Below are 791 nucleotides of genomic sequence, written 5' to 3'. Positions count from 1 at the left end.
TCTAAGCTACTTACCCTTGCGGGTATGAAGCCAGAAAACATCTTCATGTGTGATCGTAAAGGTGTTATCCACTCTGGTCGTGATGATCTAAACCAGTACAAGGCAATGTTTGCAGTAGATACTGACAAGCGTACGTTTGACGATGCGCTAGACGGTGCTGATATCTTCTTGGGTCTATCTGGTCCTGATATGGTGACTGGTGAACAAATTAAGAAGATGGCTCCAAACCCAATCATCTTTGCATGTGCTAACCCGGTTCCAGAAATCATGCCTGAAGTGGTTGCAGAATCTCGTCCAGATGCTGTTATGGCAACAGGTCGTTCTGATTACCCTAACCAGGTAAACAACGTTCTTGGCTTCCCATTTATCTTCCGTGGTGCGTTGGATGTTCGTGCAACAGCTATCAATGAAGAGATGAAGCTGGCTGCTGCTAAAGCACTTGCTAATCTAGCAAAAGAGCCTGTAACTAAGGAAGTTCTAGACGCTTACGGTGTGGATTCAATGGAATTCGGTAAAGAGTACATCATTCCAAAAGCGACAGATTCCCGTTTGTTGGGTATTGTATCTACTGCGGTTGCTCAAGCAGCGATCGATACGGGTGCTGCGGAAGGTCCACTTCCTGCAAACTACCCACTTAAGTCTTTAGAAGATATCTAATGGCTTAACTCTTTAGAGCCAAAAGTTCTAAAGAAAACAAAAAAACCGGTGCTGGAAAGTACCGGTTTTTTTATGTCTCTATATTTTGTCTAGAGTAGAATGGGGTGGTGTCGTGAAGGCTCTTGCTAGTTAGA

At 44.1% G+C, this 791-nt stretch carries 1 protein-coding gene; it reads left to right on the top strand.

The features are described from left to right. On the top strand, positions 1-657 hold a 657-nt coding region (locus tag A3766_RS06565), incomplete at its 5' end, for a malic enzyme-like NAD(P)-binding protein (protein ID WP_304440935.1). Positions 658-791 lie beyond the last annotated feature (134 nt).

This window comes from Oleiphilus sp. HI0132 (assembly GCF_001635845.1).
Note: the sequence above shows the minus strand (reverse complement) of the source record. Positions and strands in the feature narration are given on the sequence as shown.